Annotated in this window: 17 protein-coding genes and 4 tRNA genes; 10 read left to right on the top strand and 11 right to left on the bottom strand. The window is 60.5% G+C overall.

Going from position 1 to position 12,953, the window contains the following annotated elements:
* Window positions 1–192: 192 nt before the first annotated feature.
* From J5289_RS09565 to J5289_RS09545, 5 genes are all read right to left on the bottom strand, one after another.
* Complete coding sequence (locus tag J5289_RS09565; RefSeq protein WP_111220661.1) at window positions 193–417, bottom strand: hypothetical protein; 225 nt, start codon at window positions 415–417, stop codon at window positions 193–195.
* 122 nt (window positions 418–539) lie between these two features.
* Window positions 540–749 carry a cold-shock protein gene (locus tag J5289_RS09560; protein ID WP_111220660.1) on the bottom strand — a complete coding sequence of 70 codons (210 nt, stop codon included), beginning with the start codon at window positions 747–749 and terminating at the stop codon, window positions 540–542.
* Window positions 750–1,060: 311 nt separating this feature from the next.
* Window positions 1,061–1,483 (bottom strand): hypothetical protein, encoded by a 423-nt coding sequence (locus tag J5289_RS09555; RefSeq protein ID WP_209206574.1) that lies wholly within the window; start codon window positions 1,481–1,483, stop codon window positions 1,061–1,063.
* A gap of 131 nt (window positions 1,484–1,614) precedes the next feature.
* Window positions 1,615–2,391 (bottom strand): 3'-5' exonuclease, encoded by a 777-nt coding sequence (locus J5289_RS09550; protein WP_247749085.1) that lies wholly within the window; start codon window positions 2,389–2,391, stop codon window positions 1,615–1,617.
* Window positions 2,392–2,706: 315 nt separating this feature from the next.
* A tRNA-Trp gene (locus tag J5289_RS09545) sits at window positions 2,707–2,782 on the bottom strand.
* Window positions 2,783–3,214: 432 nt separating this feature from the next.
* Between J5289_RS09545 and J5289_RS09540 the strand changes: the two genes are divergently transcribed.
* Window positions 3,215–3,763 carry a histidine phosphatase family protein gene (locus J5289_RS09540; protein WP_247749753.1) on the top strand — a complete coding sequence of 183 codons (549 nt, stop codon included), beginning with the start codon at window positions 3,215–3,217 and terminating at the stop codon, window positions 3,761–3,763.
* Window positions 3,764–3,862: 99 nt separating this feature from the next.
* Here the strand turns inward: J5289_RS09540 and tuf are convergent, their stop codons facing one another.
* The 3 genes from tuf to J5289_RS09525 all read right to left on the bottom strand — a co-directional run bounded on the left by tuf (window position 3,863) and on the right by J5289_RS09525 (window position 5,473).
* On the bottom strand, window positions 3,863–5,038 hold the full coding sequence (tuf, locus tag J5289_RS09535) for an elongation factor Tu (protein ID WP_142822264.1): 1,176 nt from the start codon (window positions 5,036–5,038) through the stop codon (window positions 3,863–3,865).
* A gap of 253 nt (window positions 5,039–5,291) precedes the next feature.
* Window positions 5,292–5,365 (bottom strand) — tRNA-Gly (locus tag J5289_RS09530).
* A 23-nt stretch (window positions 5,366–5,388) separates the two neighbouring features.
* Window positions 5,389–5,473 (bottom strand) — tRNA-Tyr (locus J5289_RS09525).
* 211 nt (window positions 5,474–5,684) lie between these two features.
* Here J5289_RS09525 and J5289_RS09520 point away from each other — a divergent pair.
* The 3 genes from J5289_RS09520 (at window position 5,685) to J5289_RS09510 (ending at window position 7,761) form a co-directional block, all read left to right on the top strand.
* Window positions 5,685–6,593 (top strand): RNA methyltransferase, encoded by a 909-nt coding sequence (locus J5289_RS09520; protein WP_209183598.1) that lies wholly within the window; start codon window positions 5,685–5,687, stop codon window positions 6,591–6,593.
* Window positions 6,594–6,631: 38 nt separating this feature from the next.
* Window positions 6,632–7,324, top strand: coding sequence for an AprI/Inh family metalloprotease inhibitor (locus J5289_RS09515; RefSeq protein ID WP_209183597.1), 693 nt, complete (start codon window positions 6,632–6,634; stop codon window positions 7,322–7,324).
* Window positions 7,325–7,685: 361 nt separating this feature from the next.
* Window positions 7,686–7,761 (top strand) — tRNA-Thr (locus J5289_RS09510).
* A 78-nt stretch (window positions 7,762–7,839) separates the two neighbouring features.
* On the opposite strand, the gene J5289_RS09505 is transcribed toward J5289_RS09510, so the two are convergent.
* Complete coding sequence (locus J5289_RS09505) at window positions 7,840–7,992, bottom strand: hypothetical protein (protein WP_209183596.1); 153 nt, start codon at window positions 7,990–7,992, stop codon at window positions 7,840–7,842.
* A gap of 170 nt (window positions 7,993–8,162) precedes the next feature.
* Between J5289_RS09505 and J5289_RS09500 the strand changes: the two genes are divergently transcribed.
* The 4 genes from J5289_RS09500 to J5289_RS09485 all read left to right on the top strand — a co-directional run bounded on the left by J5289_RS09500 (window position 8,163) and on the right by J5289_RS09485 (window position 9,487).
* Window positions 8,163–8,414, top strand: coding sequence for a hypothetical protein (locus J5289_RS09500; RefSeq protein ID WP_209183595.1), 252 nt, complete (start codon window positions 8,163–8,165; stop codon window positions 8,412–8,414).
* A 110-nt stretch (window positions 8,415–8,524) separates the two neighbouring features.
* Entirely contained in the window at window positions 8,525–8,779 is a 255-nt protein-coding gene (locus tag J5289_RS09495; protein ID WP_209183594.1) for a hypothetical protein, read from the top strand.
* A 234-nt stretch (window positions 8,780–9,013) separates the two neighbouring features.
* The gene (locus J5289_RS09490; RefSeq protein ID WP_209183593.1) at window positions 9,014–9,226 is read left to right on the top strand and encodes a hypothetical protein; all 213 of its coding nucleotides are present in this window, start codon (window positions 9,014–9,016) and stop codon (window positions 9,224–9,226) included.
* 93 nt (window positions 9,227–9,319) lie between these two features.
* The gene (locus J5289_RS09485; RefSeq protein ID WP_209183592.1) at window positions 9,320–9,487 is read left to right on the top strand and encodes a hypothetical protein; all 168 of its coding nucleotides are present in this window, start codon (window positions 9,320–9,322) and stop codon (window positions 9,485–9,487) included.
* A gap of 53 nt (window positions 9,488–9,540) precedes the next feature.
* On the opposite strand, the gene J5289_RS09480 is transcribed toward J5289_RS09485, so the two are convergent.
* Window positions 9,541–10,590, bottom strand: a complete 1,050-nt coding sequence (locus J5289_RS09480) for a 3-deoxy-7-phosphoheptulonate synthase (protein WP_257623363.1) — start codon at window positions 10,588–10,590, stop codon at window positions 9,541–9,543.
* Between the two features lie 132 nt (window positions 10,591–10,722).
* Complete coding sequence (locus J5289_RS09475; RefSeq protein WP_209184104.1) at window positions 10,723–11,346, bottom strand: YigZ family protein; 624 nt, start codon at window positions 11,344–11,346, stop codon at window positions 10,723–10,725.
* Window positions 11,347–11,557: 211 nt separating this feature from the next.
* Between J5289_RS09475 and J5289_RS09470 the strand changes: the two genes are divergently transcribed.
* Window positions 11,558–12,331: an NAD kinase gene (locus J5289_RS09470; RefSeq protein WP_142822257.1), complete on the top strand. Its 774-nt coding sequence runs from the start codon at window positions 11,558–11,560 to the stop codon at window positions 12,329–12,331.
* A 40-nt stretch (window positions 12,332–12,371) separates the two neighbouring features.
* Window positions 12,372–12,884 (top strand): hypothetical protein, encoded by a 513-nt coding sequence (locus J5289_RS09465; protein ID WP_247749031.1) that lies wholly within the window; start codon window positions 12,372–12,374, stop codon window positions 12,882–12,884.
* The last annotated feature ends 69 nt before the right edge of the window (window positions 12,885–12,953 follow it).

The following is a 12,953-nucleotide window of genomic DNA, read 5'->3' as shown; positions in this document are numbered from 1 at the left end:
GGTAGAACAGATTTCAATGAAATGCTGAGTGAAGCTTTTGTCAGCGATTGAGTGTTGCAGCTGACGGGATCGCGGCAACTATCGTCACAGCGAAACTGCCGCGCTCGCAACGCATTCCGTCTCACGCAAAAAGGCTGCGACGGTTTCGCAGCCTCCAGATAACGTTGACGGCAGATTGCTATACTGGGGAGCTCAGGCTTTCGCAGAGCGCTTCTGAAGCCTTGCTGCGGTCGCGGCAATCATATCGCGGCGATCCTTGGCGAGACGGGCTTCGCGCAAGCGCGCGGTCTTGGATTCGCGGTCGGCGACCATGGCGTCGAGTTCTTCAGCGGCTTGGCCGCGCGCATAGAAATGGGTCTGCGTCCCTGCGAACGCGATTTCGGCTTCTTCGCGGGATTTCGATGTTTCATTTGCCATGACGGGGTCCTATCGCAATATTAGAAAAACGTGAAAAAGGCCGGGAAAACCCGGCCTTAAAGAGATTTCTTTCGTCGCAGTGCCAGTACATCCGTGGTCAAGGCGAAGAAGAAAGCTTTAAATTATGCAGCCTGGAGGTTGCAAGCAGACATCTTGCCCGACTTGTTGTCGCGCTCGAGGTCGTAGCTGACCTTCTGGCCTTCAACGATTTCGCGCATACCAGCACGCTCTACAGCGGAGATATGGACGAAAGCATCGTCGCCGCCGTTGTCAGGCTGGATGAAGCCGAAGCCCTTAGTGGAATTGAACCATTTTACTGTGCCTGTGGTCATGATGATGAACCCTTTTCAAAGCATTTTTAGAATACCGCAATGCCAGAAGCACTGCAGGCGGTGATAACGATGTATTTTGAAAGGGAAGTTCGTCAGGCGCGGTGCTAATCGCGCGGCAACCAAAGTTCAGCAAGCAAAAGATCGATGAAGTCTAGATAGGCGTAACCACCGGGGATGTCAACGTCAAAGAGTAATAATTAACGTTTTATGTCTGCATGGGCGACCACTGTAGGTGAAAGCCCCTAGCCCGAGGCGCGCCCGCACTACGATTTCAAACGGGATCGCAGTGCGGGAAATCGCTGCAATTAATTTTAGCGCTTGGCGTTCCTTGCCTTGATCTGGGAGATGATCAGTGGTGCTGCAATCGAGAGAATGCCGCCGAGGGGAAGCATGCGCAAAATCCTGGTGCCGACAAATGTGGCGACCGAGGCGCCAGCCAGCTTTGCCCAAGGGTAGGAACCGACCTGAGCATGCGCGCTGGCATCCGCCCATTCCGCTCCCGACTTGACCACGGATACCGCTTGCTGCCGCGTGCGGGCCACCCTCGCCTTTATGCCGGCCACCGTCTCCTGCAGATCGGCAACCTCGTCCCTGAGCGCCTGCAGGCGAGCCTGGCGGTCGATGCGGGGAGCATCGAGCAGCGCTGGGCCGCCATCCATCGCCCGGGCTTCCATCTCGGCCAAATGCGACTCCAGCTTGTCTTTGGCGCCGGCGGTTTTGGTAATCGGATCCATGGTCGTTGCCTTTCGGTTTAATCTAAAGCCTAACAACGCAATTCCCGCGAAAAAGATGCATGCGCCCGAAGAAAGCTTGTCCAGCCCATTTGCGGCGGTTCCGCTCCTTGAATCATCACCGTCTCCGTACGTCAAAACAGCCTTCCCTGCCCTATTGGAGGAACAATAGGCAGAGGACCTGTCCCTTCCCTGCGGCGCAATTCGGTTTCGGCGCTGAAGCGGATATCGACATCGCGGTCTTTGGCAAATTCCCGCAGCGCTTCCGGGCTCAGACGGTCCCAGCCCTTGCCGCGGTCGGGTCCTGAGCGAACCCGAGGCAAAAGCCCTGGCTCCACGCTCCAGGCAAGAAGCTGCTCAAGCGGGGCTGCGTTCAACAGGTCGCGCAAATGGTGAGCGGTAACATAGGCATCGGGTGTCGCCCGATGGGCTGGCAGGCCGAGCTCGCGGACAAGGCCCTCCGGCATCCTCTGGTAGCGCAGCATCTGGTTCGAGAAGCTCGCGAGGTGGGGCCAGACGCGGAGAGCGCATTTCCAGGTGCATATCCATGCTGCGCCGCCGCTATGGCGCGGTGTGCAGTAGCGCTGCTCGAAAGACGCACGGTGGGCCGCCAAGGCCAGCACGCCGCCCTCCGGCCTCAGCACACGCCCGGCGACATCCCTCCACAATGGCGCGTCCGAGACGTCCTCGTCGATGATATGATGGATTGCCATCGTCGCGGCTGAGATCGGGCGGCCGGGATTGACCATCAGGCCGCCGCGCTCTTCTCCAACATGCCAGAGACCATCCGCCCCGAGCCTTACATCCTGCCAGCCGATCTCGCAGACATCATTGGGGCCGTTGCCGCCGGTTTCGAGATCTATGACCCGAATACGGGAACCGGCAGTTGGCAAGGCATAGTCCGTTTTCAATCCAATTTTCCTGACGGTTATGAGTTGATGACACGGATGCGCCACAGCGGCGGTCTTGGCTCCAAGATGAGAATACAGCCTCACCCCCTACGCATCGATGGAAATGCAGATTGGGCGTGGACCGTCGCGGTCAATGCCTGACGCGGATACTGACGAGCAGATGTGGATCGATCGAATAGCGATCAAGATGCCCACGGAATATTTGCGCCGCCGGATGCTGGCGGCAGTGTCGAGATCGAGATGTCAGGGTAATGTGCCGATGCTGGTCCGGAATTTGCCAGACACTATTAAGGGTCGATATGATTTTGGAAAATATGGCAGGGGCAGCAGGGCTCGAACCTACGACCTGCGGTTTTGGAGACCGCCGCTCTACCAACTGAGCTATACCCCTAGAGGCTTTTTCCGGGCACTGCCAGCATATCGCCGGATGCCCTTCGGAAGCATGGCGCTCCCTTTACGGCGCGCGGCATAAATTGGCAAGTCCGATTTTGGATTTTTCCGTCACCACGACGCCTTGCCGTGGGACGTCAAGGAGCGACGCCAGCTACGCCTCCTGTGGAAGCGAGAAACTTGCCGGATATTTTTCAGACGCGCGGTACGAGATGCAAGCGATAGCAGCCGCATACAGAGCTGAGTGCGATCAGGATTGAGCCCCCTGCTTCGTGGCAGGACAAGTCGGCGGCGCATGCGATTCGCATTCGCGCTGTTGAGCGGCATGATGAGCTTCGCGCCTTCGCTCCAATGTCGCCCTTGACAGCGGCCGGACTACCTCGCCAATAACCTCTAATGATTTATCTCGTCAGACACGGCCAGACCGAATTCAATGCTGCAGGCCGCTGGCAGGCCAGGTCGATTCCGGCCTCACCGCGCCGGCAGACAGCAGGCCGAGCGTGTCGGCGCGACGCTTCGGGGTCTTATCGATCCCGACAGCACGGCCATCTTCTCAAGCCCGCTCGGGCGCGCCGCAGACACGGCCGCCATCATCGCAGGCGCCGCCGGCTTTGGTGACGAGATCGTATTCGATCCGCGCCTGATGGAAATCGGCATGGGCTGCTGGGACGGACTGACAACATACGAAATCGAGATGGAATGGCCAGGTGCCCTCGACGGGCTCAGCCGTTTCGAATGGTTCTTCCACTCGCCCGACGGAGAGCGCTTCGCGGGCTTTGCGGAACGCCTGCTGGAGGCGCTTGCGGAAGTCAAACGCCACCCGGCCGCGAACAAGATCATCGTCTCGCACGGCGTCGCCGGACGCGTCATCCGGGGAATCTACGCTGACCTGGAGCAGGCGGATGCGCTGGGCCTGGATGTGCCCCAGGACGCGATATTCGCGCTGGACGGCGGCATCGTCACCCGGATCGACTGCCAGTAACCGTCTCTGGCTTCCTCATGAACGTCCAGCAAACTCCAGACGTGAAAAGGCCCCGCTGTCGCCAGCGAGGCCTTGTTCAATTCGATAGACCGGTCGTTATTACTCGACGATCGAGGCTACGATGCCGGCGCCGACGGTACGGCCGCCTTCGCGGATAGCGAAGCGCAGCTTTTCTTCCATGGCGATCGGCACGATCAGTTCGACAGCAACGGTGACGTTGTCGCCAGGCATGACCATTTCCGTGCCTTCCGGCAGGGAGACGATGCCGGTCACGTCCGTCGTGCGGAAGTAGAACTGCGGACGATAGTTGGTGAAGAACGGAGTATGACGACCGCCTTCTTCCTTCGTCAGGATGTAGGCTTCAGCCATGAACTTCTTGTGTGGCTTGACCGAACCTGGCTTGCAGAGAATCTGGCCACGCTCGACGCCGTCACGGGTGACGCCGCGGATCAGCGCGCCGATGTTGTCGCCAGCCTGGCCCTGATCGAGCAGCTTGCGGAACATTTCAACGCCGGTAACCGTCGTCTTGGTCGTTGCACGGATGCCAACGATTTCGACTTCTTCGCCGACCTTGACGATGCCGCGCTCGACGCGACCGGTAACAACCGTACCACGGCCGGAGATCGAGAACACGTCTTCGATCGGCAGCAGGAACGGCAGGTTGATCGGACGCTCAGGCGTCGGGATGTAGGAGTCGACGGCTTCCATCAGCGCGCGGATGGCGTCTTCGCCGATCTTCTTGTCCGAATCTTCGAGAGCGGCCAGAGCCGAACCCTTGATGATCGGGATATCGTCGCCCGGGAAGTCATAGGACGACAGAAGTTCGCGCACTTCGAGCTCAACGAGTTCGAGCAGCTCTTCGTCGTCGACCTGGTCGACCTTGTTCAGGAACACGACGATGGCGGGAACGCCAACCTGACGGGCAAGCAGGATGTGCTCGCGGGTCTGGGGCATCGGGCCGTCGGCAGCCGAGCAAACCAGGATCGCGCCGTCCATCTGGGCAGCACCGGTGATCATGTTCTTGACGTAGTCGGCGTGGCCGGGGCAGTCGACGTGTGCATAGTGACGGGCAGGCGTTTCGTATTCGACGTGAGCCGTCGAGATCGTGATGCCGCGGGCCTTTTCTTCCGGGGCAGCGTCGATCTGGTCGTAACGCTTGTATTCGCCGAAATACTTGGTGATCGCTGCCGTCAGAGACGTCTTGCCGTGGTCAACGTGGCCAATCGTGCCGATGTTAACGTGCGGCTTGTTGCGCTCAAACTTACTCTTTGCCATTTGAATGCTTCCTGATGAACGTAGGATTGGTGACCCCGGCGAACCGGTTTAGTGCCGCCGTTTAAGGCTTTCGATGCGGGAGCGCAAGACTTAATTGCACAGCCGGATTTTCGCCCGCGACCGGCGATTGTCGCGCGCCGCCAGCTACACAGCAGTGCGTTTGACGGAATGCAGCGGATGTTCCGGACAGGGCGATAAGCGCTTGTCGGTTCAACTCGTTAGATGGGAATTGTGATTTAGATTTCCAAGGCCCTGGAGCGGGTAGCGGGAATCGAACCCGCATATTCAGCTTGGAAGGCTGCTGCTCTACCACTGAGCTATACCCGCGGGTGCAAGATCCAATGACGGAATGGTGGAGGGAGTTGGATTTGAACCAACGTAGGCTGAGCCAACGGATTTACAGTCCGTCCCCTTTAACCACTCGGGCATCCCTCCAGATTCCATCCGGATCTTGGCGACCAAGTCTGTCAGACCCGACGTTGCCGCCGTGACTGCGCCGCGTATATGACCGCCCGGCTCCGGTCTGTCAACACGAGGAATGTGCAAAAATGACGAAATTATTTCCTCTCCAACGGAAAGGCCCGCGATCAAAGCAAGACATGAAAGAAGGACTATGCGCTTATCGCAGCGCTGGGTATAAAGCCGCATGAGCAAAGATAAAGCCCCCGGCCCTACCGGCCCAGAAACCACGTCCGGCGATCATTCGCAAAAGGATACCCATTACGCCACGCTGCGCCGCGCCCATCGCGATGCCAAGCGTGAACGCGGTGAAATTCCAACGCCCCAGCCGCAGAAGCGCAAACGCGCCGGCGGCGACGACTGGAAGCCTGCGCCGATCGCCCCCGATCTCGTCCAGCTCTACGGGCTGCACACCGTGCGCGCTGCACTCGACAATCCCGAACGCAAGTTGCTGAAGCTTTCGGTTACCCAGAACGCGCTGGTGCGCCTCGATATCGGCCCCGTCGACCAGTTGCCCTACCCCGTCGAGATGATCACGCCGCAGGACCTCGACAAGATCCTCGGCCCGGATGCCATCCATCAGGGCGTCATGCTGGAAACCCGGCCGCTGCCTGTGCGTAAGCTCTCGGCGCTGACAGACAGTCCGCTGCTGCTGGTGCTGGATCAGGTCACCGATCCGCACAATGTCGGCGCCGTCATGCGCTCCGCCGTTGCCTTCGCCGCCGGTGCCGTCATCACCACAATGCGCCACAGCCCGACCGAATCGGGCGTCCTTGCCAAATCCGCATCCGGTGCGCTCGAGCTTATTCCCTATATCCAGGTGACGAACCTTTCCGACACGCTTGGCGAACTGCACAAACTCGGCTTCACGACGATAGGCCTTGATTCGGACGGGCCGGCACCGCTCGAGGGCACGTTCTCCGGCGACAAGGTTGCGCTGGTGTTGGGCGCCGAGGGTAAGGGCCTGCGGCAGAAGACGCGCGAGACAGTCAATGTGCTCGCACGCCTCGACATGCCGGGCGCCATCAAGTCGCTCAACGTCTCCAATGCCGCCGCCATCGCGCTCTATGCGGCGCGGTCCTACCTGAAACCCTGATCGGCAGGCCCGACGGTCTGCAGCCGATGGAGAATGCCGTGCGCCCTATCCTTGCCCTGGCGGTCTGTGCCGCTTCACTGCTGACATTTGCCAGCGCAGTCGAGGCTGCGGATGCCGACCAGTTGAAGGCCCAGGCCGGCAACTGGCTGGCAGCGCCGCAGAACGGCAGCAAGGGATGCCTGCTGACATTCGCTACCACGCCTGCTGCCGGCGGCTACGCGCTTGCCGGCGCCGAAGCCTGCGCAACGGCGGCACCGGCACTTTCCAAGGCGACGGCATGGACGCTTTCCGAGGACGGCACGCTGTCGATCGTCGATGCCGCCCACAAGACGCTGGTCAACTTCATCCAGGACGAGGGATCACCCTGGGAAACCGAGGACGGCGAACCGATGTGGCTGCTGCCCGCGCTGGGTACCATCGATCATGTCCCGACAATCGAAAGCATCGCCGGCAACTGGGCTATCCAGAAACCGGAGGGAACACAGCCTATCTGCGCGCTCAAGCTGACGGGCGACAAGGACGGCGACGGCACAACCAAGGTGTCACCGAACGGTGACTGCGCTGCAGAGTTCAAGGATATGAAGCTGACGCTCTGGGCGCTGGAGGGCTTCGGCCTGGTACTGATGAGCGACGACGGCACGTCGATCTCCTTCGACATGAAGGCGGACGGGAGTTTCGACAAATCGCTTGAGGATGGTGGCAAGCCGCTGAAACTCGTACGCCAGCCCTGACCGCTGGGATACTCGCTGAGGCGAGGTGAAAACGGTCGCATCGCTGCGACCGGCCATTAAAGTAATGCGACGCTTAGGCCTTCTTCAAAAACTCGGTGCGCAACACCAGCCGTTTGATCTTGGCATGGAGGTATTAGATCTCGTCCGGTTCGCTCGTCAGCTGGATGCCCTCCATGTTTGAGATTGTTGATCACCGTGACATTGTCATCCTCGACAAGACTGGCTCCGCTGTAATCCACCGCGTCCATGTTCGCTATCCCCTGTGAATAGTGCGGGGGATTGGGGACAGATGCGAAAACATCAATGGCGGCAATGATTTTGACTTTACAGGCGCTGAGAATCTGCTATTTGCCCCTCTGCCGCCCTTGTAGCTCAGTTGGTAGAGCACCTGATTTGTAATCAGGGGGTCACGAGTTCGAACCTTGTCGGGGGCACCACTTTTTCTTGATATGTTCCGTAGATCCGACTTCTCCGCGTGCGACAGCATGTGGTCGGGTCTTGGGGTTGCCCAGCCCTTACGCCTGCCCCATCAGCCAGTTCTTCAGATAGATGATGCCGAAAACGGCGCAGATGAAGACAGTGATGACGATCTTCCGCTGCCAGCGGGACAGTCTGCGTGGCGCTTTTTCCGGGCGCTTCGGTTTGAATTTTACCACTTTGTCGTCCATTCCGGTACGGCCCTCCTAAGTTTGGGGGTGGATACCTATCGCGCCGGACGCGGGCGGACAACCGCGATCTTGGCACGATCTTGGCGCGATCGGCGCGATCTTGAGTGTGTCCATTGACTCGGGCTTTCCCGCATGTGAACATAAAGAGAACATTGCGGAGTACCATGTTGATGATTCGATTTGCCCCCCAGACAGCCGCCCCTTCCCCAGACCGTCAGGCGCGTGCGCTGAAGCCAGCCCTTGCCGCCGACGAAGCCGGAAACGGCGCTTTCGTGCCAACCGACGACGCAATGCTCATTCCTGACCTGGAAGATGCTGGCGGCGACACATCTGCGAAGTCGACAAAATCGCGTTTGGGGCGCAAGCAGAAGACAAAGTCGGCAGTGGCGGAAGCTGCCGTTCAGCTCGACCTGAACGCCTGACGGCCAGCAGGAATAACAATCGGCCACGGATCCCTCCTCAAAGGCGCTGCTGCGCGGAACAAGCGCGCGCTTGACGGGTTGTCAGGCAAATATTTGGGGGAACGATCGTCATGTCCAAGCCGGTAGATAACGACAACGATGCCGCTGCCGTGCCCGAAACGGCGTACCAGGGCCGGGAGCGGGCAATGTCTGGACGTGGAAAAAGCCTGTCATTCTGGGGTCTGGCGGTGGCAGTGGTCTTCGTTGTCGGTCTGGCTGCCTTCGCGATGACCCGGGAGGTTTCCCACACCAACCCCGCGCCCAACGGCGGTGCCGGCACCAGCGGTGCGGTGTCACAACCTGCACCCGCGCAGAGCAGCCAGTGAGGTTCGGGGTCTGGCCTAAGACCTTCGATCATAGTTGACGACCGTTCGTGTTTGATCAGTTCCGGCTCATCCCCAAGGCGTTGGGTGCACCTTCGGCGTTCGAAAAAACTTGCGGTTCAATTGGCTGAGCCAGGCACGTTATCTCAATTAAATGCATCGATGACCCGAATTCCAGACTCAATCTCGACACCGATGGACGGTACGATTCAGTTCATATTAACCAGGAGCGCGACTATGGGCGAAGATATGACGATCCATGAAGCAGCGGCAGATCCTTTGATCGGTCAGGTCCTAAAGGCCGATGGTGTGCCACCGGGAGCGTTTGCGCAGCTTCTGCAGAGTGCTGCCAGGCTGCGCGCGGCCGAGCTCGAACGTGCGGTTTCGACAAACGACAATGCAGCGTCTGCCGATGCCGCAGTCGATCAGCCGGAAAAGCTCCCGGATTGACACCCACGACTGTGCGCTCCGGTAATGGCTTTTTTCCATTGCCTGCCGCCTGCCGAACTGGCAGCACTATCGGGTGCAACAGCGAGGTAGGAAATGACCGACGAACCGCCGAAAAAGAAGTCCCTGGCCGGCCTTGGCCAGATGATGGAAAAGGCAGCCGCCAAGGAGAAGGCCGCTGCCAGGAAGGTTGAGAAGATCGCCAGCGATGCCGGCGCGACGCGCGGCTACGAAATAGCCTTCCGGAAAAAGTCTTCTAGCTGAGGCATTCGTTCGCCTTGAACGCCTTTTTCATGAAGCGCGTCAACCCTGCGCCCCTAGCCCCGCCGGGCGATCACCGATTTTGCCAGCACGTCCAGCACCGAGACAGTAGTTTCCCAGTCTATGCAGCCGTCGGTGATGCTCTGGCCATAGGTCAGCTTGCCTCCAGGCACCAGTTCCTGGCGTCCGCCGACGAGATTGCTTTCCAGCATCGTGCCGATGATCCGCCGGTCGTCGGCTGCAACCTGGCTGGCGATGGCGTCGATGACGTGAGGCTGGTTGTCGGGGTTCTTGCCGCTGTTGGCGTGGCTGGCATCAATCATGATGCGCGGCGGCAGGCCGGCCTTCAGCGATTCGGCTGCGGCTGCGGCAACGCTTTCGGCGTCGAAATTCGGCGCCTTGCCGCCGCGCAGGATAAGGTGGCAATCCTCGTTGCCGGATGTCGAGGCGATGGCGGCGCGGCCATCCTTGGTGACGGCCGGAAAATGGTGCGGCTGCGAGGCGGCGGTCACCGCGTCCAGCGCAATCCTGATGTCGCCGGTGGTGCCGTTCTTGAAGCCGATCGGGCAGGACATGCCGGAGGCGAGCTCGCGGTGCACCTGGCTCTCCGTGGTGCGCGCGCCAATAGCACCCCAGCTGACGAGGTCGGCGATATATTGCGGCGTGATGGTATCGAGAAGCTCGCAGCCGGCGGGCAGGCCGAGGTCGTTGATATCCACCAGCAGCTGGCGGGCAAGCCGCAGGCCCTCCTCGATCTTGAAGCTACCGTCGAGACGGGGATCGTTGATCAAGCCCTTCCAGCCTACCGTGGTGCGCGGCTTTTCGAAATAGACGCGCATGACGATTTCGAGTTCGCCCTGATGCCGCTTGCGCTCCTCGACCAGGCGCCGTGCATAATCAAGCGCGGCAACGGGATCGTGGATCGAACACGGGCCGACGACCACCACCAGCCGGTCGTCCTCGCCGGTGAGGATACGGTGCACGGCGGCGCGGGCAGCCGAGACCGTCTCGGCCGCATGAGGCGAACATGGCACGTCCGCAACGACACGGGACGGCGGGCTCAGGGGGGTGATCTCGAGAATGCGCAGATCGTCAGTGGTCGGCACGGGGGAACTCCTCACAATTGATGGCAGACTGATAGTCAATAAGGACGGCAAACGGAAGCCGCCGCCCATGCGTTTCAGCGCGTTCAGGCGCGGTTGCCGCAGATAGGTTCTCGATGGCCAAGCTATCCGTGGCTACGGCGCCGGTCCCGCTAGAGCGTCCGGATTGCCCGCAGAGCCGAAATCGAGCAGGACGCGGCCGTTCGTAATGTCGGCGACGAGGGCTGCGGCCCGATCTGCCTGACCTTCCGGAATACTGAGGGAAAGCACTGCACCGTCTTCAGTAAACATTTCGGCGACGACGGAGAGGCCGGCGATTGATAGAAGCCGCGCCTTGGCCAGAGCCAGATCGGAAAATCCGATAGATGCGGTTGCAGCCACCATTGGCACCATCTCGACCCGATCGGCGGCCCTGAGGCAGGCTGCGGCCGTGCCGCCATAGGCGCGCATCAGCCCGCCTGTTCCGAGCAGCACGCCGCCGAACCAGCGGGAGACGACGACCAGCACACGGTCGAACGACTGGCCGTCTATCGCCTGCAGGATGGGCTTGCCGGCGGTGCCGCCCGGCTCGCCATCGTCATTGAAACGATAGGTCTGGCCGATGCGCCAGGCCCAGCAATTGTGGTTCGCGCCGGCATCGGCAAGAGCAGACAGCTGTGCCCTCGCCTCGTCCTCATCGGCTATCGCGGCGGAGAGCGCGCGAAACCGGCTCTTCTTGATGGATTGCTCGTACGAACTCGGCTGCCTGAGGGAAAACATCGGCACTTTGGTCTCTGAAAGGACAATTGCCCGTTCGTCTGTAACGGCTTGGCTGCGACATGGCGAGCCTGTTCCAGCAGCCTCGCCGGAAGATTGTATCCGGAGCCGTGCCCGCTATTCGACTATGCCGCGATATCGCCGGTGGGCGAATACGGCTTGTCGCACAGGGGTGTTATCCTTTACGTAGACGGAGATTGTCGAAGGATATTGCATGCCGCGCTCATTTCAGTCCCTCTGCTTTCTGGCCTCGACTTCACCGGAGGCGCTGGCGGCGCGCGAAGAATTGATCGCCATCTATGGCCAGGCGCCCCAGGAGGACGCCGATGTCATGGTAGCGCTCGGCGGCGATGGCTTCATGCTGCAGATGCTGCACAACACAATGAACTCCGGCAAACGCGTCTACGGAATGAACCGCGGCTCCGTCGGCTTTCTGATGAACGACTACCGTGTCGAGAACCTCGACGAACGCATCGATGCAGCGGTTGAGAATGCTTTCCATCCGCTGGAGATGCGTACAGTCAATGCCGACGGCAGCGAATCGGTGGCGCTCGCTATCAACGAGGTCTCGCTGTTCCGTCAGTCCTATCAGGCGGCCAAGCTGCGCGTCGAGATCGACGGCCATGTGCGGCTGGAAGAACTGATCTGCGACGGCCTGATGGTCACCACACCGGCCGGCTCCACCGCCTACAACCTCTCCGCCCACGGCCCGATCCTGCCGCTGGAAGCGCCGTTGCTCGCCATCACGCCGGTCAGCGCCTTCCGTCCGCGTCGCTGGCGCGGGGCGCTGCTGCCCAACAAGGTGACGGTGGACATTACCGTCCTCGAGCCGGTCAAGCGCCCCGTCAATGCGGTGGCCGACAACACGGAGGTCAAATCGGTGTTGAGCGTCCGCATCGCCCAGACCCAGGACACCACCGCCCGCATCCTTTCCGACCCCGACCGCTCGTGGTCCGACCGTATCCTCGCCGAGCAATTTTCCGATTAACCGGCCCACTCCCCTGACGACATCTGATGGCAGCTAACTCTTGAGAAACGCACTCCACGCCCCACTGTTGGCCGCACTGCTGGCAAGCGTCGTTTCGACTTCCGAGGCGCGGGCCGACGACGGCGTACTGCCAGCCAGCATCATTGCCTCGACGACGACAGGCTTTTGGCAGGATACCAGCACGGTGCAGCCGGCACCAGCCGCGACTTTGCCAAGCACCGATGCGTCCACCGCAATCACGCCACCATCGCGCCACGGGTTTTACAAGCTCTATGCCGTGCGCCAGGCAGATCGCACATCGAAGGTCTACCTGCAGCAGGTCGCCACGACCGACGATGGGCCGCAGATCGTCTCCACGACGGAACTGCCGGAAATTACCGCGCTGAAGGCCATCGTTACGGATATCCGGCCCGAAAACTCCGGGGGCATCATCCGCGAACCCGGCCTGTTTGCCACGCTCTATATCAAGGCTGATGCCGATGCCGACGCGGATGTCTGGAATGTCATGCTCGACGAACTCGGGGAAATCGTCGTCGAGAAGGCGCCGGAGTAAGCGCTGGCCATAAAAGAAGACCCCCTCGAGGCAGGCAGCCGCGAGGGGGTCTTTGTTTGGCAGAAGCGG

This window comes from Rhizobium sp. B230/85, assembly GCF_019355735.1.
In the GTDB taxonomy this organism is placed as follows: domain Bacteria; phylum Pseudomonadota; class Alphaproteobacteria; order Rhizobiales; family Rhizobiaceae; genus Rhizobium; species Rhizobium rhododendri.
The sequence above is the reverse complement of the archived record's forward strand: the minus strand, read 5'-3'. Positions and strand labels throughout refer to the sequence as shown.

What these genes read in the sequence shown, in the direction of transcription:
- J5289_RS09505 (WP_209183596.1), bottom strand. Translation starts at nt 7,992, where the DNA reads ATGGACGACAAAGTGGTAAAATTCAAACCGAAGCGCCCGGAAAAAGCG.
- J5289_RS09560 (WP_111220660.1), bottom strand. Translation starts at nt 749, where the DNA reads ATGACCACAGGCACAGTAAAATGGTTCAATTCCACTAAGGGCTTCGGC.
- J5289_RS09565 (WP_111220661.1), bottom strand. Translation starts at nt 417, where the DNA reads ATGGCAAATGAAACATCGAAATCCCGCGAAGAAGCCGAAATCGCGTTC.
- tuf (WP_142822264.1), bottom strand. Translation starts at nt 5,038, where the DNA reads ATGGCAAAGAGTAAGTTTGAGCGCAACAAGCCGCACGTTAACATCGGC.
- J5289_RS09475 (WP_209184104.1), bottom strand. Translation starts at nt 11,346, where the DNA reads ATGTTTTCCCTCAGGCAGCCGAGTTCGTACGAGCAATCCATCAAGAAG.
- J5289_RS09555 (WP_209206574.1), bottom strand. Translation starts at nt 1,483, where the DNA reads ATGGATCCGATTACCAAAACCGCCGGCGCCAAAGACAAGCTGGAGTCG.
- J5289_RS09540 (WP_247749753.1), top strand. Translation starts at nt 3,215, where the DNA reads ATGCTGCAGGCCGCTGGCAGGCCAGGTCGATTCCGGCCTCACCGCGCC.
- J5289_RS09470 (WP_142822257.1), top strand. Translation starts at nt 11,558, where the DNA reads ATGCCGCGCTCATTTCAGTCCCTCTGCTTTCTGGCCTCGACTTCACCG.
- J5289_RS09500 (WP_209183595.1), top strand. Translation starts at nt 8,163, where the DNA reads ATGATTCGATTTGCCCCCCAGACAGCCGCCCCTTCCCCAGACCGTCAG.
- J5289_RS09495 (WP_209183594.1), top strand. Translation starts at nt 8,525, where the DNA reads ATGTCCAAGCCGGTAGATAACGACAACGATGCCGCTGCCGTGCCCGAA.
- J5289_RS09520 (WP_209183598.1), top strand. Translation starts at nt 5,685, where the DNA reads ATGAGCAAAGATAAAGCCCCCGGCCCTACCGGCCCAGAAACCACGTCC.
- J5289_RS09485 (WP_209183592.1), top strand. Translation starts at nt 9,320, where the DNA reads ATGACCGACGAACCGCCGAAAAAGAAGTCCCTGGCCGGCCTTGGCCAG.
- J5289_RS09490 (WP_209183593.1), top strand. Translation starts at nt 9,014, where the DNA reads ATGGGCGAAGATATGACGATCCATGAAGCAGCGGCAGATCCTTTGATC.